General features: G+C 70.0%; 17 protein-coding genes. 3 read left to right on the forward strand and 14 right to left on the reverse strand.

Annotation, left to right across the window (positions count from 1 at the left end):
- Positions 1 to 16 precede the first annotated feature (16 nt).
- The 14 genes from AB0J21_RS08810 to AB0J21_RS08875 all read right to left on the reverse strand — a co-directional run bounded on the left by AB0J21_RS08810 (position 17) and on the right by AB0J21_RS08875 (position 12,747).
- A complete protein-coding gene (locus tag AB0J21_RS08810; RefSeq protein ID WP_363145123.1) occupies positions 17 to 661 on the reverse strand; it encodes an NAD(P)H-binding protein in 645 nt (214 codons plus the stop codon).
- Between the two features lie 97 nt (positions 662 to 758).
- Complete coding sequence (locus tag AB0J21_RS08815; RefSeq protein ID WP_363145124.1) at positions 759 to 1,223, reverse strand: hypothetical protein; 465 nt, start codon at positions 1,221 to 1,223, stop codon at positions 759 to 761.
- A 47-nt stretch (positions 1,224 to 1,270) separates the two neighbouring features.
- On the reverse strand, positions 1,271 to 2,116 hold the full coding sequence (locus AB0J21_RS08820; RefSeq protein WP_363145125.1) for a fumarylacetoacetate hydrolase family protein: 846 nt from the start codon (positions 2,114 to 2,116) through the stop codon (positions 1,271 to 1,273).
- Positions 2,117 to 2,244: 128 nt separating this feature from the next.
- On the reverse strand, positions 2,245 to 2,805 hold the full coding sequence (locus AB0J21_RS08825; protein WP_363145126.1) for a VOC family protein: 561 nt from the start codon (positions 2,803 to 2,805) through the stop codon (positions 2,245 to 2,247).
- 45 nt (positions 2,806 to 2,850) lie between these two features.
- Positions 2,851 to 3,705 (reverse strand): oxidoreductase, encoded by an 855-nt coding sequence (locus AB0J21_RS08830; RefSeq protein WP_363145127.1) that lies wholly within the window; start codon positions 3,703 to 3,705, stop codon positions 2,851 to 2,853.
- A gap of 43 nt (positions 3,706 to 3,748) precedes the next feature.
- The gene (locus AB0J21_RS08835) at positions 3,749 to 4,957 is read right to left on the reverse strand and encodes a substrate-binding domain-containing protein (protein ID WP_363145128.1); all 1,209 of its coding nucleotides are present in this window, start codon (positions 4,955 to 4,957) and stop codon (positions 3,749 to 3,751) included.
- A 65-nt stretch (positions 4,958 to 5,022) separates the two neighbouring features.
- Positions 5,023 to 6,078 (reverse strand): ABC transporter permease, encoded by a 1,056-nt coding sequence (locus tag AB0J21_RS08840; RefSeq protein WP_363145129.1) that lies wholly within the window; start codon positions 6,076 to 6,078, stop codon positions 5,023 to 5,025.
- 43 nt (positions 6,079 to 6,121) lie between these two features.
- Positions 6,122 to 7,732: a sugar ABC transporter ATP-binding protein gene (locus AB0J21_RS08845; protein WP_363145130.1), complete on the reverse strand. Its 1,611-nt coding sequence runs from the start codon at positions 7,730 to 7,732 to the stop codon at positions 6,122 to 6,124.
- Between the two features lie 131 nt (positions 7,733 to 7,863).
- The gene (locus AB0J21_RS08850) at positions 7,864 to 9,072 is read right to left on the reverse strand and encodes an acyl-CoA dehydrogenase family protein (protein ID WP_363145131.1); all 1,209 of its coding nucleotides are present in this window, start codon (positions 9,070 to 9,072) and stop codon (positions 7,864 to 7,866) included.
- A gap of 55 nt (positions 9,073 to 9,127) precedes the next feature.
- Positions 9,128 to 9,667, reverse strand: coding sequence for a flavin reductase family protein (locus AB0J21_RS08855; protein ID WP_363145132.1), 540 nt, complete (start codon positions 9,665 to 9,667; stop codon positions 9,128 to 9,130).
- Between the two features lie 40 nt (positions 9,668 to 9,707).
- Positions 9,708 to 10,667, reverse strand: a complete 960-nt coding sequence (locus tag AB0J21_RS08860) for a dihydrodipicolinate synthase family protein (RefSeq protein WP_363145133.1) — start codon at positions 10,665 to 10,667, stop codon at positions 9,708 to 9,710.
- 11 nt (positions 10,668 to 10,678) lie between these two features.
- Positions 10,679 to 11,254, reverse strand: a complete 576-nt coding sequence (locus AB0J21_RS08865; protein WP_363145134.1) for a VOC family protein — start codon at positions 11,252 to 11,254, stop codon at positions 10,679 to 10,681.
- A gap of 259 nt (positions 11,255 to 11,513) precedes the next feature.
- Positions 11,514 to 12,170, reverse strand: a complete 657-nt coding sequence (locus AB0J21_RS08870; protein ID WP_363145135.1) for a GntR family transcriptional regulator — start codon at positions 12,168 to 12,170, stop codon at positions 11,514 to 11,516.
- 91 nt (positions 12,171 to 12,261) lie between these two features.
- Positions 12,262 to 12,747: an Lrp/AsnC family transcriptional regulator gene (locus tag AB0J21_RS08875; RefSeq protein ID WP_363145136.1), complete on the reverse strand. Its 486-nt coding sequence runs from the start codon at positions 12,745 to 12,747 to the stop codon at positions 12,262 to 12,264.
- A gap of 272 nt (positions 12,748 to 13,019) precedes the next feature.
- Here AB0J21_RS08875 and AB0J21_RS08880 point away from each other — a divergent pair, with 272 nt between their 5' ends.
- From AB0J21_RS08880 to AB0J21_RS08890, 3 genes are all read left to right on the forward strand, one after another.
- Positions 13,020 to 15,353: a transketolase C-terminal domain-containing protein gene (locus tag AB0J21_RS08880; RefSeq protein ID WP_363145137.1), complete on the forward strand. Its 2,334-nt coding sequence runs from the start codon at positions 13,020 to 13,022 to the stop codon at positions 15,351 to 15,353.
- A 273-nt stretch (positions 15,354 to 15,626) separates the two neighbouring features.
- The gene (locus AB0J21_RS08885; protein WP_363145138.1) at positions 15,627 to 16,409 is read left to right on the forward strand and encodes a CoA transferase subunit A; all 783 of its coding nucleotides are present in this window, start codon (positions 15,627 to 15,629) and stop codon (positions 16,407 to 16,409) included.
- On the forward strand, positions 16,409 to 17,059 hold the full coding sequence (locus AB0J21_RS08890) for a 3-oxoacid CoA-transferase subunit B (protein ID WP_363145139.1): 651 nt from the start codon (positions 16,409 to 16,411) through the stop codon (positions 17,057 to 17,059). Before AB0J21_RS08885 ends, AB0J21_RS08890 begins: the two co-directional genes overlap by 1 nt.
- Positions 17,060 to 17,347 lie beyond the last annotated feature (288 nt).

The raw sequence follows: 17,347 nt of genomic DNA on the forward strand, positions 1-17,347 counted from the left end.
TGTTGCTGTACGCGGGTCAGTAGGCGACGGTGAAACGCGCGCGCCGGTGGGCGGGACGCTCGATCTCGTCCACGAGGGCGGCCGCGAAGTCGGCGCCCGAGATCGTGGAGCGGTCCTCGTCGTCCTTGAGCAGGACGTCGCCGCCGATACGGAAGGTGCCTCGCTTCTCGCCGGGCGCCCACCTGCCGAAGCTGAGGGGCGGGCTCAGCACGAACCAGTCCAGCGCGGGGTCGCTGCTGCGCAGCGCCTCCAGGACGGTGTCGCTGATGAGGGAGTGGGCCCGGAACTGCGCGGGAAACTCGGGTGTGTCGAACACCTTGGGGCCGTCCGGCCCGGCGAGCAGGGAGCCGGCGCCGCCGACCACACCGAGCCGGGCACCGCGGGCGAGAGCGATGCCGGCGATCTCGCGGACCACGTCCTCGAAGCGGTCCTCCAGTTCCCCGACGGCCGCCAGGGCGCAGACGACGACCTGCGAGTCGGCGACGGCCAGTTCCAGGTCCTCGCGCTTCAGGGCGGAGCCGGTGACGGAGGCGATCTTGTCGTGCGGCTCCTCGCCGGCGTGCCGGCTGAAGGCGACCACCTCGTGCCCTCGTGCGGCGGCTTCGGCTGCCACGGCGCCGCCGGCGTAGCCGGTGCCCCCCAGCACGGTGATGCGGGTCATGAGTTCTCCTGAACGATTGGTGCCGGAGAGGGGCTCTCTGCTTCTCCGGTGGCCGTTCGTGGCGCTGTCGCACCCCGGTGGCCCTGGCGGATGCAGGTCAGTGGTCCTGGCGGGCGGCGGCCCGCTCGGTGATGGCCTCGTATGCCTCGCGGACGGCCGGGACCAGCTCACGCGACTGCTCCAGGTCCGCCCGCTCGCCACGCAGCTTGAGGATGTCGCCGCCGCGGCGGTCGGCGGGGATTTCGGCGGTGCGCGCGGTGACGAGCGCGTGGAAGTGGGGGAAGGCCTCGCCGAACATCAGCAAGTAGGTGGCCTCCGAGCCGGTGGCCTCCGTGACGGCGGCGACCAGGTCGGCGGCCCGCTTGCCGAAGGTCTCCCGCTCGGCCTCGTCGAGGCCCGTGATGCGCTCCGCGTGGCGCTGGGCGCGCAGGAAGTACCAGCCGGGAACGTCGTAGCCGGGCACTATCTCCGCGGCCCACAGGTCGTCGCGGAAGACCACGTCCGACTCGGGGGCGCTCTTGAGGTCGCAGATCAGGCAGTTCTTTTCCATGAGAATTCCCATCGGCCGACTGTTCGGCGAAGTGACGGAGGAGGGCGTGCGGCGCGGTGTCAGGTGCGGGCGCGGAAGGTCGTGCGCAGCGCGCCAACGCCCTCGACGCTGGTGACCAGTTCGTCGCCAGGGCCCAGCAACACCTTGGGATCGCGGGCGAAGCCGATGCCGGCCGGGGTGCCGGTGAAGATCACGTCACCGGGCCGCAGCGTGACGACCTGCGACAGCCGCGAGATGATCTCACCGACGGAGAAGATCATGCGCCCCGTGCGGGAGTCCTGCATCGACGTGCCGTTGAGTGTGCAGCCGATCGCGAGGTCGTCGGGGTCGGCGAACTCGTCGACGGAGACGACCGAGGGGCCGATCGGCGCGAAGCCGGGGAACGACTTGCCCATATTGAACTGCGGGGTGGGCGGGCGCAGTTGCGTCTCACGCTCGGAGAGGTCCTGCCCCACGGTCAGGCCGGCCACCCGGTCCCACGCCTCGGCGGCATCGACCCGGTAGGCGTGCCTGCTCATGACGACCACGAGTTCGGCCTCGAAGTCGACGGACCCCTCGGGCAGTTCGACGTCGGCGACCGGGCCGGTGATCGAGGAGGGGAACTTGGTGAACACCACCATCGAGTCGAGGGACGCGTCAAGTCCCGCCTCCTCGGCGTGATCGCGGTAGTTGAGTCCTATCGCGAAGACCTGTCCCGGCCGCGGCACCGGCGCGTCCAGCCGTGCCTCGTCCAGTGGCTTGACCGGCGCGTCCTTGACGCCGGACGCCCACGCGGTCAGCTCGGACCATCGCTCGTAGACGTCCTGGATGTCCGGTGAGAACAGGCCGTCGCTGGCCTCGTGCACATCGACGACACCGTCGTCGGTGAGCAGTCCGAGCCTGCCCTCCAGATTGACGATCCGCATTCTTGCTCCCTTTCCGATCACTTGCCCAGGGCCGGCTTCCGGTCAGCGGGCGTGGCAGTGATATGTGATAGCGAGATCTCTCGTGACCGCCCCGTACGGGCGGCTCTCCGGGCCGGCCGGAGCCGGTCTCAGTCGGCCATCGGGTGGGGCAGCTCGGGGCTCGTCTCCTTGGCCCACTGCCGGGTCTGGAGCTGGGCGGCCGGAACGCCGGACCGCAGCGCCTCCACCATCAGCTCGGGCCGGTAGCGCACCCCGATCGGGTCGTTGTCGTACTCCTCGCCCTCCATGTACGCAGTGGCCTCGTCAGCGGTGGCGAAGTTGTCGACCTGCATCTCGACGTGGTTGCCGTCCGGGTCCTCGTAGTACAGCGACGTGGTGACCCCGTGCTGGACGGGCCTCCACGGTTCGATGCCCTTGGCCTTCAGCTCGACGTAGCGGTCGAGGAGTTCGTCGAGCGAGTCGAAGGTGTACGCGACGTGGTTCACCAGCGACGCGTTCTTCGGCCTGGGTTCGAGGTCGGGGATGTGGGCGAGGGCGATGCGGTGGTGCTCGTCGTCGAAGGTGATGAAGGTCAGGCCGTGACCCTCGTAGACGACGTGGGCGTTCAGCAGCGAGCAGTACCACTCGCGCATCGCCTCGTGCTGTGAGGTCTGGAACACGACGTGAGCGAATTTGGGCGTGGAGGGCATTCTCGGGTCTCCTGTGGTGGGGCGTGCGGGGCCGGGTGTCGTGGCTCAGTCTGCGATGGCGTCCAGTTCGGCGACGGCCTGCTCGGGCAGCGTCAGGGCGGCGCTGCGGACGTTCTCCCGCAGGTGTTCCACCGACGAGGTGCCGGGGATCAGCAGGATGTTGGGGGAGCGCTGGAGAAGCCAGGCGAGGGATACGGCCTTGGGGGTCGTCCCCAGACGTGTGGCCACCTCGTCGAGCACCGCGGACTGCACCGGGTTGAAACCGCCGAGCGGGAAGTACGGCACGTAGGCGATGCCCTGCTCGGCGAGCGAGTCGATGAGCGCGTCGTCGGCCCGGCCTGCGATGTTGTACATGTTCTGCACACACACCACGGGCGCGATGGTCTGCGCCTCGGCGATCTGCTCGGCCGTCACCGTGCTCAGCCCCAGGTGCCGGATCAGCCCCTGTCGCTGCAGTTCGGCCAGCACGGAGAACCGTTCGGCCACCGGCTCCTTCGGCCCGCCCATCCGGAGGTTGACGACATCGAGGGAGGCCAGGCCCAGGCGGCTCAGGTTGTCCCGGACGGCCTGGCGGAGTTGCCCGGGCTCGGCCGCTTGCGGCCACCCGCCCCTCTCGTCCCGCAGGAAGCCGACCTTGGTGACGATGTGCAGGTGCTCCGGGTACGGGTGCAGAGCCTCCCTGACGATCTCGTTGGTGACGTGCGGCCCGTAGTAGTCGCTGGTGTCGATGTGGGTGATGCCGAGGGCGAGTGCCTCGCGCAGGACCGCGAGGGCGGCGGCGCGGTCGGCCGGCGGACCGAAGGCAGCCTTGCCGGTCAGCTGCATGGCCCCGTAACCCATCCGGGTCACGGTGAGGTCGCCGCCGAGTACGTAGGTTCCCCCGGCGATGGTGTCCGTCATGTCGAGTGCTCCTGATCGGTGCTCGTGATGTCCGTGCGACGGATCAGCTCGCGCCCCACAGCTTGTGGTAGGTGTCGCGGAACGAACCGTCGGTGAACCAGGCCCCGTTCTTGAACCCCTTCACGCTGCGGCCGTCGACGGAATCGATGTTGCTCTTGTTGAAGATACGTCGCGGGATCATGTACGCCGAGGCCTCGGGCACGTCGGCGCCGGACATCAGGCGCAGCAGGCGATCGGTGTTGTTCCAGGCCACGAGGGCCGGGTCGACGGCGACGTCCGCGAGCTGGGAGCCGCCGGCGATGCGCTGCATGGCTGTGACGTCGGAACCGTAGCCCACCAGCTTGACCTTGTTCGCGCGGCCGGAGAGGCGGATCCCCTGGATGGCGGGCGGGCTGGCCGGCTGGTCGTAGCTCACGTAGACGTAGTCGATGGCGGGATCGGAGTTGAGCGCGACGCTGACGGTCGTCGGGATCTTCTGCACCGCGGTCGACTCCCAGCCGGCCGTGGTCACCTTGCAGCCGGGGCAGCGCTTCTCGAACTCGTCCAGGACGGCGTCCGAGGAATCCTTGGTGGTGCTGGTCGAGGTCGTGTTCACGAACAGGACGTTCGCGTCGCCGCCGGAGTCGGCGATGATGGCGTCCGCCATGAGGCGGCTGCCCACGTCCTGGCCGTTGTCGGTGGTGACGACGTGGTCCGCCCACGCCGCGGGGACCGGGTCCGACACGTCGGAGGCGACGACCGGGATGCCGGCCTTCGCGGCCCCCTCGTAGGCGTTCCTGGCCAGGGCGAACGGCAGCGAGTCCGTGACGATGCCGGCCGAGCGGGCGGCGACGGCCTGGTTGAGGCACTGTGCGGCCACGGTGGGCTGCGCCTGGGCGTCGCAGACCTGGACCTTGATGCCGAGGGGTTTGACAGCCTCGGTGATCTGCTCCAACTGTGCCTGGAAGTAGGTGGCCTTGAGCGTGATGGGCACGTAGCTGATGGTCCGGCCCCGGAACTTGTCCAGGCCGGACACCTCCCCGCCCGGTGCCTTGACGTCGTTCAGCGCCGGCAGGTGCTTGTCGACCGCCGCCTTGGCGTGGGCGACGCCCTCCTCGCCGGACACGCCTTTCGCGGCGGGACCGGCGTCGTCGGTGTCGCCGCACGCGGTGAGCGCGGCGGCCGTGAAGGCGGCCACGGCGACCAGGCTGATCCTCGCCCGTCCGGCGGCGCGGCGCGACGACAGGTGATTGCGGCTCGGGTTGATCTTCATTGATGTGCCTCGAGTCGAATGGGGCCGACCGCCACCGCCCCGCGGCGGCGGTCGACCGAGGGCGGTCAGGACTGGCGCCGGTCCCGGCGGAACAGCGTGGACAGGACGATGGCGATGATGAGGGCGGAGCCGTAGAAGACGTCGCTGATCCAGCCCGCGAAACCGAGGAGTTGCAGGCCGACGATGCCGGTGGCCAGGAAGTAGATCGCGATCATGCTGCCGGCCGGGTTGAACCGCCCCGGCTGGATGACGGCGGTCCCGAGGAACGTCGCCGACAGCGCGGGGAGCAGGTACGAGGGGGCGCTGGCCGGGTCGAAGCCGCCGACGCTGCCGACGAGGAGGACGCCGCCGACGCCGCACAGCAGCGACGACGAGAGGTAGGCGCCCAGGCGGATCCGGTTGACCCGGACCATCGCGAGCCGTGCCACGTTGCGGTTGGAGCCCACGAACAGCATGTGGCGTCCCAGGGGCGTGGACGTCATGACGTAGGTGAAGAGGACGGCGACGGCCAGCCCGTAGAAGAAGCTGATCGGCAGTCCGAGGACGTCGGTGGCGGCGAACTTGGTGAGCTGGGGGCTCTCCAGGAAGACGCTGCCACCGTGGGAGATGCGCGAGGAGAGACCGGTGAGCAGGGTGGCGACGCCCAGGGTCGTCACGATGGGGTTGATGCCGATCTTGATGATCAGCAAGGCGTTGAAGCCTCCGATGCCCACGGCTGTCACCACGGCGATGAAGGCCGCGAGCCATATGTTGAGGCCTTGTTCGGTGACGAGGACGGCGACCAGGGTGGCCGACAGGCCCGCGACCGCGGCCACGGAGAAGTCGAACTCGCCCACCGAGAAGGCGCACAGCGCGCCGAGCGCGATGAACACCAGGGCCTGCTGCGAGCCGAAGATGGTCTGGAGCGTGCCGACGGTGAGGAACTTGTCGGGCGTGAGCAGACCGAAGGTGAGGAACAGCAGGACCCAGACGAGGATCAGGCTGCCGCGGCGCGCCGCGTCGGCCGCGAGGGCCTTGCCCCGGCCGGGGCCCGCGCCGTGCGGCGCGGGCTCGGAGGTGGCGGGTGCCTGCCCGGCCGCCCGCTCGCCCTTCGTGGTGGTGAGGCTGTCGTGGGCGGTCACGGTGGTCTCTCCTTCATGGCCCGGCGTCGGCTGACGGGTGGGGTCAGGCATAGGTGGCCTCCGTGATCGCCTCGGCGGACATGTCGTCGCGCAGTTCGAGGGGGGCCCGGTCGGAGCGCAGGACGATCACGCGGTCGCAGACCACGGAGAGGTCCTGCACCTCGATGGAGCAGATCACGACGGCCTTGCCCTCGTTGGCGGCCTCGCGCAGGGCCCGGAGGATGTCCAGACGGGCGCCGACGTCCACGGCCTGTGTCGGCTCGCACGCGATGAGGGCGCGCGGCGCGTTCAGAAGCCATTTCGACAGCAGCAGTTTCTGCTGGTTGCCGCCGCTGAAGGCGGCGGCGGGGGCGTGCGGTTGCGCCGGGGTGATACCGAAGATCTCGACTGCCTTGCGGAACTCCCGCTGCTGCCAGCCGGGGCTCAGGAAGAGCCGCCCCCGCTTCGTCACCCGCGGCAGGGTCACGTTCGACATGGCCCCCACCTCGGCGGCCAGGCCGTCCTGCATCCGCTTCTGCGGGATGACGGCCAGCCCCGCGTCGTGCAGCGCGACGGCATCGGCGCCCGGCAGCGAGAACTCCCGTTCCCCGACCCTGAGCCGTCCGCCGCCCTTGCGGTGGCCGCCGGCGAGGAGGTCCTCGATCTCCTCCAGCCCGCAGTCGCCGGCGCCGGTGATGCCGACGACCTCACCGGCGTGCACCCGCAGGTCGAGATCGTGCAGCGTGGTGCCGGACAGGCCGGTGGCCTCGAAGACGGTCTCCGGCAGCACGCCGTCCTTCCGGGGCGCGGCGCCGATCCGGCCGCTCGCCAGCTCCCGGCCGAGGATGAGCCTGCTCAGCTCCGCCTCGTCGAGGTCGGCGACGGGCACGCCCGTGGCGGCTGCCCTGCCGTCGCGCAGTACCGTCACCCGGTCGGCGAGGCTCATCACCTCGTCCAGCCGGTGGCTGACGATGAGGATGCCGGTGCCCGAGCGCGCGATGGCCCGCAGGATGTCGTAGAACTCCGGCAGGGTCTCGCGCGGCAGCGACTGGGTCGACTCGTCGAACACGATGCATCCCGTGCCGGGGTGCTGGCCCTGGACGGCCCGGGCGATGGCGACGACCGCCCGCCGGCCTGTCTGCAGCGTCCCGAGCCTGGCGTGGGGCGAGATGTCCGCGTTGAGCCGGGCGAAAGTCTCCTCGGTGCGCCGGTACTCCTCGTCCCAGTCGATCCTCCGGGACAGCCGTCCCGGATCGTACTGGCCCACCCGGACGTTCTCCACGACCGTGAGGTCCTCGACGAGGCCGAGGTCCTGGTGGACGAAGGCCAGGCCGTGCCGGCTCAGGTCGGCGGGGCGGACGGGCTGGGAGAGCGTGTGGCCTCCCACCCGGACATGTCCGGCGTCCGCGGTGTGGACCCCGGAGAGGATCTTGATCAGGGTCGACTTCCCGGAACCGTTCTGACCGACGAGTGCGTGGATCTCCCCCGGTGCGATGGTGAGGTCCACGTCGCTCAGGACGGTGGCCCGCCCGAAGCGTTTGGTCAGCCCCCGGATCTCCACCGCGACCCGGCCCGGCGCACCGCCCGGACCGGCACCGGGCGTGCCCGGCGCCTGGCCCGTGGAGGCGCCTGCGGCCGGGGCGGGTGGTGAGACCTGTTCGTTCTTGCTCCGCATCTGCTCTCCTGCCTCCGGGGCAACGCTGACCCTGGGGCTCATTCCGCAGTGACCCCGTCACGCGAAAACGGAAGATATATGTAATAACGCTGCGCAGAGGCCAGCGGCGCGGTCCGGGAAGCCGGGGCCTCTCAGAGCATCGGGGTGATGTTCCCGTCCTGGGCCAGCAGTGCCGTCCCGTACATCTCCAGACTGACGGCGGGCACGATGTAGGCGTGCCGGCCCGCCACCGCGGAGTCGCGCCAGTGACGCTGGATGACGTTGTTCTCGCCGAAGCCGGCCGCGCCGTGCGCGAACAGCAGCAGGTTGATCGCCTCGGTGATGTTCTCCACCACCCAGCCGGCGTCCGCCCGCGCCCGCGCCCGCATGAGTTCGTCGGGGTAGACGCCCTCGCGGGCCGCCGCGTCGACCGCGTCGACGGCGCGCTCCAGGTGCAGCGCGGCGGTGTCGACGAGCATGGCGGCCTTGGCGATCTGGTGCCGGAAGACCGCGGACTCCGACTGCGTCTTGTAGAAGGTGAACGAGAGCGGCTTCGTGGCCGCCTTCGCGCTCACCAACTCCAGGACCTTGCGGCCCATGCCGAGCTGCGGGGCGGCGACACCCAGCGCCAGCACGGGGGTGAAGGCGCTGCGGTAGAGCACCTCCTCGGTGTGCTCCGTGCCCACCTCGCCCTGCCACGCCTTCGGCGCGGAGATGATGCGGTGATCGGGGACGAACACGTCCTTGGCGATGAGGCAGTTGGAGCCGGAGGACTTCATCCCGGCGACGAACCAGGTCTCCTCGAACCCGAGGTCGCTCCGCGGGATCAGCGCGATGCCGTGGTCGATCGCCTGCCCGGCCTCGTCGACGACCGGCATGCCCAGCACGGCCCAGTCGGAGTGCCAGGAGCCGGAGTTGTAGTACCAGCGGCCGTTGACGACGAAGCCGCCGTCGACCTTCACGGACTCCGAACTCGGTGTGACCACGCCGGAGATCTTGGCGTCCGGGTTGCCCTTCCAGACGTCGTCCTGGGCCTGCTCGGGGAACAGCCCCGTCATCCAGGCGCACTGGTTGCACAGGGTCACCACCCAGGCGGTGCCCCCGTCGGCCTCGGCGACGGCCGCCGCCACCTCGACCTGCGTGCGTACGGACATCTCGTGGCCGCCGTACCGCTTCGGCTGGGCGATCTTGAAGATGCCGGCCTCGGTCAGCGCCCGGATGCTCTCCTCGGACACACGCCGGTCCTGCTCGCCCTGTGCCGCGTTCTTCTCCAACAGCGGGTGCAGCGCGCGGACCCGCGCCACCATCTCCTCGGTGCTGGGGACACTCGCCGTGCTCGGCGCTTCGGTCGCGGATGCCATGTGGTGCTTCCCTTTCGGTCTCGGGCCTGTCGTACGGTTCGGGTCGGGGGAGTCGTCAGCGGGCGAGCGCGGCGATCGAGTCGGTGATCGGCGGCCGCCGGCGTTCGTGGTAGTGGGAGTGGGTGCCGAAGGTGCGGTAGGCGTAGACGAGGGGCGGCAGCTCGGCCCGGCTCGCGCCGACCACGTGTCCCAGCAGGAGGATGTGGTCGCCGCCCTCCACCGCCTCGTACAGGTCGCATTCGAGCCAGCCGGCGGCGCCGTCGAGGCGGGGCAGACCGTTGTCGAAGTGCCATTCGGCGGCCGCGAAGCGGTCCACGTCGCGGGTGGCGAACAGCACCGCGAGTTCCTGCTGGGCGTGGCCCAGGAGGTTCACGCCGAACCTGCCCTCGGCCTGGATCCTTTCCAGGACACGGGAGTTGCGGTCGAACGCCACGGTGACCAGCGGGGGGTCGAGGGACAGCGAGGCGAACGAACTCACGGTGGCACCCACGGGGGTGCCGTTGCCGACCGTCGTGACCACGGTGACCGGTGCGCAGACTCCGGCCATCATGTCGCGGAACACCTGCGGCGCGACGCTTCGACCGAGGGTCGTCATGGTGTGCTCCTTCGAGTCGGCGGGAGGAGGTGGCCGGGGGTCATGCGAGGCCCTCGGCCTCGTACAGCCCGACGGCGTCGATGATCCCGGTGAGCGCCTTGAGGGCGTCGTCGCCCAGGTCGACGTACGGCTTCCTGGGGTGGCCACCGGGCAGGCCCATGATCCGCAGCATCGCCTTGTAGACGACGACCCGCGGCGCGGAGTACTTGGCGGTGAACCGCCCGAGTTCACTCCACAGCGCCGTCATGACGCGATAGTGGTCGCCCGCCGCGGCGAGGTCACCGCCGAGCAGGGCGTCGTACAGGCTCCGGCTCAGGCGCGGTGCGACGTTCTGGAGGTTGTCCAGCGCGCCCGTCGCCCCGGCCGGGGCGGCGAACACCAGCTTCTGGAGCATCGTCAGCACGGTGGTGCGCGGCGCGAACCGCGTGACGAAGTCAGCGATGTTCTGCTGGTCCGAGTGGTTCTTGAACACCCCTGTCACATGTGGGTGTTCGGCGACCGGCAGCTCCAGGACGAAGGCCGGAACCTCGAATCCGGTCATGAGGTTGCTGGAGAGGACGACCGGCACGTCCACCGACGAGAGGACCTCGTCGTAGAACCGCTCCAGCATCTGCGGACTCGGGGCGAACGAGTGGCCCAGGGTCGGCGGATACAGCTGCACCGCGTCGGCTCCCCGCCGCCGCGCCTCCTTCATGAACGCGATGTTGAGCGCCGCCGTCGGGAATTCCAGACCGCTGGCGATCACGGGGACCCGTCCGGCCGTCTCCTCGACGACGATCTCCAGGGCGCGGAGGATCTCCGCGTCGCTCATCTGCGCGCCCTCGCCGGTGGCGGGGCTCGCCGGCCAGAACCCCATGTTCTCGTCGGCCATCCGCCGTGCGTGTTCCCGTAGGGCACCCTCGTCGAGGTCGCCGTCGCGGGTGAAGGGGGTCAGCCCCATCACATGGCATCCCGGCAGGAGATCCGCGGGCTGAGTGGTCCGTGGTACGTCGTGCTTCATGTGCGTGTCCCTCAACTGCCCTGGCCCATGAGGACGGGCATCGGAGCGGGCAGACCTGACCTGAGCGCCCAGGCGCGGTCCGACAGTTCCTCGACCGTGGCTCCGGCGCGCCGGGCTTCGAGTAGAGCCTCCGGATCGAAGGCGGGGCCGACGGAATCGGCCCGGTACTCCGAGCCCTTCATGTAGGCGGTTGCGTCGTCCGGCTCCGCGAAGCGGTCGATCTGCATCTCGACCATGTTGCCGTCGGGGTCGCGGTAGTACAGAGAGGTGGTGACGCCGTGCGCGATGCAGACCGCGGGCAGGACTCCCTGGTCACGCAGCCGGACGTACCTGTCGAGCAGGTCGTCGAGGTTGTCGAAGGTGTACGCCACGTGATGCATCGCGGCCGTGTCGGGGGTCTTGCGCTTGAGCGTCGCCGGCGGATGGATCAGCGCGACGCGGTGGTGTTCCTCGTCGAACGTGATGAAGGAAAGAGCCTCGTCCGTGTGGACGACGTGGCCGTCGAGGACCGTGCAGTACCAGTCCCGCATGGCCTGCGGCTGTCCTGTCTGGAATACGACGTGGGCGAACTTCGGGCTCACTGGCATGACGGCTCTCCTGAGTTCTTCCGTCGACTCGTACGGGCGACGTTGACGTCGCGCTCTGCGTGCTCCGAGGACCGGGTGATGCAGACCACGGTAGCTTTGATATGTGATAACACCAACCCTCTGGACGGCCTATTTTTTTCGGCCGGACCACGGTCTCAGGGCAGTGCGCCGTGGTGAACAGGGTGCACGATGTGGTGGCAGCGGACCTGGCCGCCGGCGACCCGCATGCGGACGCGGCCGCTGTCCGGTGGGCGGCGGGTCAGCCGGCGATGGCCGCGACGCCGTCCTGGGCGATGCGCTCGTTGACGTCGAGATGCGCGAGGACGGCTTGGGACACGAGCCCGGGGTCGCGCTGCGCCACGGCGTCGAGGAGGAGGGCGTGGGCGGCCCTCCTGCGGCGGGGTTCGTCGGGATCGCTGTCGCGTCCGCCGAAGGAGAGCCGTACGTAGCGCTCGGCCGCGTGCCAGAGCATGCCGAGCACGCGCAGGTCCCAGTCGGTGGCGGCGGGACGGAGCAGCTCCAGGTGGAACTGGTGGTGGGCCTCATGGATTTCGTCCGGGCCGAGGCGCGCGTCCGCGAGGACGGCCAGGTTCGCGGCGAGTCGGGCGTGGTCCGGGCCGGTGAGCATCAGGCAGGCCCGCCCGGCGAGTCCGGGTTCGATCCGGCGCCGCATGCGGTAGACGGCGCGAAGATCCTCACGGCTGAGCGGGGCGACCATGGCGCTCCTGCCGCGGGCGGTGACGACGAGGCCCTGACCTTCCAGCCGTATGAGGGCCTCGCGCACCGGGATGTTGCTCACGCCCAGCCGGTCGGCGATCTCGCGCAGGGAGAACTCCTGGCCGGGGCGCAGTTCGGCGGCGAGGATGGACCGGCGAACCTCCTTGGTCACCTCTTCGACCACGGAGAGCGGTCTCACGCGTCGTCCACCAGGAGTGCCTCCAGCCACGACGGCCCTCCCTGGGGGCAGCTGATCGGGCGCTGATGTTATCAAAAATATCGAGCCCTCTTCAGGTGCTCGCCTCGGCTGCCCGCCGCAGCAGCGGTCCGACGCGATAGCCGACCAACTGCCGCATGACCAGGGCGGTGCTGGTCTTCTCCACGCCGCCGATGCCGAGGATCCGTCCGGCGATCCGGTAGAGATCGTCCGCGTCGGTGGCCGCGACCTGGATCAGCAGATCGCTCTCCCCGCTCAGCCCGTGCGCTTGGAGGACCTCCGGAACGGCGGCCAGGGCGGCGGCGACCTCGTCGAGCCTGCGCTGGACGACCTGGGTGGTGATGAAAGCGGTCAGCGGACAGCCGAGGGCGGCCGGATCGACGCAGTGCTCGAAGGAGCGCACGACCCCGCTCCGGTCGAGCGCGCTCAGCCTCGCCTGGACCGTGTTGCGGCTGAGCCCGGCCTGACCGGCGAGCGCGACGACGGTGGCCCGAGGGTGTTCCGCGAGCGCCAGCAATACCTTGGCGTCAGTGGAATTGACCCGGGTGGAGTTGGGCACGATGCGCACCTTTCCCGGCGGTGGTTAGTCGGCATTGGGCATCCTGCACTGTTATGACGCAGGTCCTTGCCATTCTCCGGACCGAATGGTGTGCTCAGATATAACAGTGGGCCGGACCCGCTACTGCTGCGGGTGTGACAACGGCCCCTGCCCCCATGGACGTTTCCGTCCCGCGCGGTCGCCCGGCCCGCCGTACCCCGGGCACGTCCACTGTCGCTTTCCCGCCTCGCCCCGGCTCCCACCGCCGGGCGGGCCGTGAGGAGTTGCCTTCCATGACCACCGCCCCAGCCCCGCCCACCGTGTCCAGCCCTCGGCACGACGGTTCCTACGACGTCCTGCGCGACGTCGAGGACCGCGTGCTGTGGCTGTCCAGCGCCGTCGTCCACCACGCCAACCGGGTGCGGCCCAACCCCACCGGACTCAAGGTCGGCGGCCACCAGGCGTCATGCGCCTCGATGGTCTCGATCATGACCACGCTGTGGTTCCGCCACCTCAGGGCCGAGGACCGGGTGTCCGTCAAGCCGCACGCCTCACCGGTCCTGCATGCCATCAACTACCTTCAGGGCGGCCTCGACGCCGCGTACCTGCCGACCCTGCGCGCCTTCGGCGGTCTCCAGAGTTACCCGAGCCGTGCCAAGGATCCCGACCCCGTCGACTACTCCACGGGCTCCGTCGGCATCGGCGCCACCGCCACCATCTGGGGGGCCATCGCCCGCCGCTATGCCTCCGGGGGCCCGGGAACCCCAGCGGGCCGCCAGTACGCCCTGGTCGGTGACGCCGAACTTGACGAGGGCGCCGTCTGGGAAGCGGTCCTCGACCCGCAGGTGGCGAGCCTCGGCGAACTCGTCTGGATCGTCGACCTCAACCGGCAGTCCTTGGACCGGGTCGTCCCCGACATCAATGCCGAGCGCCTGAAGGGCATGTTCTCGTCGGCCGGCTGGCAGGTGCTCACCCTCAAGTACGGCACCCTGCTGGAGGAGCAGTTCGCCCGCCCCGGAGGCGTGGAGCTTCGCCGCCGTATCGATTCCATGCCGAACCCCGAGTACCAGCGGCTGCTGCGCTGCTCGCCCGACGAGCTGCGCAGGCGCCTGCCCGGCACCGGCGGCGATGCCGGACCGATCGCCGGTCTCCTCGAACAGCTCGACGACAACGCTCTGACGGACGTCGTGGGAAACCTGGGCGGCCATGACCTCGCCGCGCTCGACGACGCGCTCTCCTCGGTCGACGATCACCGGCCCACCGTGATCTTCGCCTACACGATCAAGGGGTACCGCCTCCCCACCCACGGCCACCCGCAGAACCACTCGTCGCTGCTGACCGACGCGCAGATCGACGAACTCGCCGCTCAGACCGGTACGGACCCGGCGCAACCGTGGGAGACCTTCCCCGCCGACTCGCCGGCCGGACTCCTGTGCGCCGAGACGGCGAAACGACTGGCCCGCGCCCCCGTCCCGAACGTGAGCCCACCCCCGGTGCCCACCGACATCGGCCGCACCCCCACCGGCAACGCGACCACCCAAGCCGCCCTCGGCCGGGTACTGCTCGACCTGAGCCGCGCCGCCCCGGAGACGGCGCGGCGTGTGGTCACCGTCAGCCCGGACGTCAGTTCCACGACCAACCTGGGTGGCTGGGTCAACAAGGTCGGCGTCTGGGCCCCGGCCGAACGGGTCAACTGGTTCCACGACGACGCCGAAACACTGCTGCACTGGCGGGAGAAGCCCACCGGCCAGCACATCGAACTCGGCATCGCCGAGACCAACCTGGTCGGACTGCTCGGTGAACTCGGCGCCACCTGGAGCCGCTGGAGCGAGCCACTGCTGCCCATCGGCGTGATGTACGACCCGTTCGTCCAACGTGCCCTTGAGCCCTGGTCGTTCGGCATCTACGCCGGGGGCCAGTCCATCCTGGTCGGCACCCCGTCCGGAGTCTCGCTCGCACCCGAGGGCGGAGCCCACCAATCGATCACGACTCCCTCGCTCGGCATCGAGCAGCCCGGATGCACGACCTGGGAGCCGGCCTTCGCCATCGACACCGAGTGGGTCCTGCTGGCCGCGCTCGGCCAACTGGGCAGGGAAGACGGCGGCTCAGCCTACCTACGGCTGTCCACACGGCCCGTCGACCAGACGCTGGCCCAGGTTCCCACCGATCCCGCCGCACGAGAGCGTCGTCGTCGGCAGGTCGTCGCCGGGGCGTACCCGCTGCGCCGGACCGAGCGACCGCAGGTGACCGTCGCGGCCATGGGAGCCATGGCGACCGAGGCCCTCCAGGCGGCCGACCGGCTCCAGCAGCAGGGCATCTCCGCGGACGTCACCTGCGTCACGAGCCCCGGTCTGCTGTTCCGGGCGCTTGAGGCACGCTCCGGTCACGGCCACGCCGACACCTGGATCCTCGACCAGGTCTTCCCCGCCTCCCGCGCCACACCTCTGGTCACCGTCCTGGACGGCCACCCGCACAGCCTGGCCTTTCTCGCGAACATCAACCGGGTTCCGCTGCGCACGCTCGGGGTGACCCGCTTCGGTCAGTCCGGGGCGCTGGAGGACGTCTACCGGTATCACGGCATCGACACCGACAGCATCGTGGGCGCCGCGCTGGAGCTCACTGACTAGTCCGACCGGTCTCCGGTCTCCTCGAATCCGGATCTCACTCAGGTAAGGAACGTTCATGAGAGCTCTGAGCGGTGTCGAGCGCGTCTGGGGTGGCGCCAAGGCGACGCGGCACGTGCCGTCGCCCCCGCCTCGGGCCGGGCGTCACCTGACCCCCGGTGGACGGACCGGTGAGGTCGTCCCTCGTGAGACGAGTGGCACGGCGAGGACGACGGCGCGGGAGGCCGCCGGAACCGCCGCCCAGGACCGAACCGCCACCCCAGGGAGAGGAATCGAATGAACAAGACCTTCGCGTCCGCCGCGGAAGCGGTGACTGACATAGGGGACGGTGCGTCCCTGGCCGTCGGGGGGTTCGGCCTGTGCGGCGTACCCGCCACACTGATCGCCGCGCTTCACGACCAGGGCCCCCGCGACCTGCACGTGATCTCGAACAACTGCGGTACCGATGATCACGGGCTCGGTGTCCTGCTGGGCGCCGGCCGCATCGCCCGGGTCATCGGCTCCTACGTCGGGGAGAACAAGGAGTTCGCCCGGCAGTATCTGTCCGGCGAGCTGGAAGTGGAACTCGTGCCGCAGGGCACGCTGGCCGAGCGGCTGCGGGCCGGCGGCTGCGGCATTCCCGCTTTCTACACCCCCGCCGGAGTGGGGACGCCCCTGGCCGAGGGCGGCATCCCCTGGCGCCACCGTCCCGACGGGAGTGTCGCCGTGACCTCGCCGGTCAAGGAGGTCCGGATCTTCGGGGGCCGCCAGTACGTCCTGGAGGAGGCCATCACCTGCGACTTCGCCCTGGTGCGCGCCGCTCGCGCGGACCGGCACGGCAACCTTGTCTTTCACCAGTCGGCCCGCAACTTCAATCCGCCGGCCGCCATGGCCGGCCGCATCACCATCGCCGAGGTCGAAGAGCTGGTCGAGCCCGGCGTGCTGGATCCGGACGAGATCCACCTGCCCGGTGTGTTCGTACAGCGTGTCGTCCCGCTCACCCCGGAGCAGGCGGCCCACAAGCCCGTCGAACGGCGAACGATCGCCGCGTCCCTCTCCGGCAAGGAGGCTGAGCGCTGATGCCTTGGACCCGCGCAGACATGGCCGCCCGCGCGGCGGCCGAACTCGCCGACGGCTCATATGCCAACCTCGGCATCGGCCTGCCCACGCTCATTCCCGACCACATACCGCCCGGGGTGCACGTGGTCCTGCACTCCGAGAACGGCATCCTGGCCACCGGCCCTTACCCCACCGACGACCAAGTGGACCCCGATCTGATCAACGCGGGCAAGGAGACCGTCACGACCCTCCCCGGTGCCTCGTTCTTCGACTCCGCCCTGTCGTTCGGCATGATCCGCGGCGGTCACCTCGATACGGCCGTCCTGGGCGCCATGCAGGTCTCCGCCCAGGGCGACCTGGCCAACTGGATGATCCCCGGCAAGATGGTCAAAGGCATGGGCGGTGCCATGGACCTGGTCCACGGCGCGCGTCGGGTCGTCGTGCTCATGGAGCACACTGCCAGGGACGGGACACCCAAGCTCGTCGACGAGTGCACTCTGCCCCTCACCGGACGCGCCTGCGTGGACCGTGTCATCACCGATCTCGGTGTCCTCGACGTCACCGATCACGGGTTCCTCCTCGTGGAGACCGCGGATGACGTGTCCCCCGCGGACATCGCCGCGCGGACCCGGGCTCCGCTGTACACCGCCGACCTGGAGCGCATCGGCTGACCAGCGGCACGCCCGACCATCCCACTCGCTCCGAATACCGTTCACACGCACCGACCCCGGGTCATCAGCCCGGGGCCGGTGCGTGTGCGTGGGCAGGGCAGGGCACGAGCGGCATCGGGCACCCACCAGGAACCTGAGGTACGTCTCACGGAGCGCCTGGGTCGTCGCCAGCCCTCCGGTCATCCGCTCACCAGGCATGACGAAGCGGACCCGGAGTGACAGATGTCAGTCGGCAGGACGGGCCCCGCACTCCGGATCCGCATCGTCGCCGCCCGATGCCAGAAAGAG

This window comes from Streptomyces sp. NPDC049954 (assembly GCF_040656295.1).
In the GTDB taxonomy this organism is placed as follows: Bacteria; Actinomycetota; Actinomycetes; order Streptomycetales; family Streptomycetaceae; genus Streptomyces.

Excerpts from the sequence above, each read along its gene's own strand:
- AB0J21_RS08810 (WP_363145123.1), bottom strand. The coding sequence starts at position 661 with ATGACCCGCATCACCGTGCTGGGGGGCACCGGCTACGCCGGCGGCGCC.
- AB0J21_RS08815 (WP_363145124.1), bottom strand. The coding sequence starts at position 1,223 with ATGGGAATTCTCATGGAAAAGAACTGCCTGATCTGCGACCTCAAGAGC.
- AB0J21_RS08820 (WP_363145125.1), bottom strand. The coding sequence starts at position 2,116 with ATGCGGATCGTCAATCTGGAGGGCAGGCTCGGACTGCTCACCGACGAC.
- AB0J21_RS08825 (WP_363145126.1), bottom strand. The coding sequence starts at position 2,805 with ATGCCCTCCACGCCCAAATTCGCTCACGTCGTGTTCCAGACCTCACAG.
- AB0J21_RS08830 (WP_363145127.1), bottom strand. The coding sequence starts at position 3,705 with ATGACGGACACCATCGCCGGGGGAACCTACGTACTCGGCGGCGACCTC.
- AB0J21_RS08835 (WP_363145128.1), bottom strand. The coding sequence starts at position 4,957 with ATGAAGATCAACCCGAGCCGCAATCACCTGTCGTCGCGCCGCGCCGCC.
- AB0J21_RS08845 (WP_363145130.1), bottom strand. The coding sequence starts at position 7,732 with ATGCGGAGCAAGAACGAACAGGTCTCACCACCCGCCCCGGCCGCAGGC.
- AB0J21_RS08850 (WP_363145131.1), bottom strand. The coding sequence starts at position 9,072 with ATGGCATCCGCGACCGAAGCGCCGAGCACGGCGAGTGTCCCCAGCACC.
- AB0J21_RS08855 (WP_363145132.1), bottom strand. The coding sequence starts at position 9,667 with ATGACGACCCTCGGTCGAAGCGTCGCGCCGCAGGTGTTCCGCGACATG.
- AB0J21_RS08860 (WP_363145133.1), bottom strand. The coding sequence starts at position 10,667 with ATGAAGCACGACGTACCACGGACCACTCAGCCCGCGGATCTCCTGCCG.
- AB0J21_RS08865 (WP_363145134.1), bottom strand. The coding sequence starts at position 11,254 with ATGCCAGTGAGCCCGAAGTTCGCCCACGTCGTATTCCAGACAGGACAG.
- AB0J21_RS08880 (WP_363145137.1), top strand. The coding sequence starts at position 13,020 with ATGACCACCGCCCCAGCCCCGCCCACCGTGTCCAGCCCTCGGCACGAC.
- AB0J21_RS08885 (WP_363145138.1), top strand. The coding sequence starts at position 15,627 with ATGAACAAGACCTTCGCGTCCGCCGCGGAAGCGGTGACTGACATAGGG.
- AB0J21_RS08890 (WP_363145139.1), top strand. The coding sequence starts at position 16,409 with ATGCCTTGGACCCGCGCAGACATGGCCGCCCGCGCGGCGGCCGAACTC.